The 413-nt window shown below is 47.7% G+C and carries 1 protein-coding gene; it reads right to left on the bottom strand.

Translation table 11 applies throughout. The features are described from left to right. Positions 1 to 413 (bottom strand): TRAP transporter large permease subunit (locus tag A7976_RS08745; RefSeq protein WP_131801011.1); only part of this gene is annotated, 413 nt, incomplete at both ends.

Here is a 413-nt window from a genome sequence, read left to right as displayed (position 1 = left end):
GTGTAATTAAGCCGATTGAGCAGTTAATGATAAACATGACACCGAAATAAATCGGATCGATTCCTGCCTCTTTAACTAAAGGCATTAATACCGGGGTAAGAATTAATACCGTCGGCGTTAAATCCATGACCATGCCGACAATCAGGATAGCCACCATAATGACGATAAACAGCAGACGCGGTGAATCGACCAACGGTTGCAGTAAATCAGAAACCATCATCGGCAGTTCAGCAATGGTAATCAGCCAGGCGGAAACTTGTGCCGAGGCCACCAGAAACATAACCACTGAGGTGGTTTTCGCCGCGCCAATGAGTACATGCCAAAGTGTGGCGAAGGTCATTTCACGGTAAATAACTGTGGCGACAAACAGCGCATAGAAAGCAGCAACGGCCCCGGCTTCGGTAGGGGTAAAC

It is taken from the genome of Methylobacillus sp. MM3 (genome assembly GCF_001645185.1).
Classification (GTDB): Bacteria; Pseudomonadota; Gammaproteobacteria; order Burkholderiales; family Methylophilaceae; genus MM2.
This window is presented reverse-complemented; position numbering and strand designations above follow the sequence as displayed.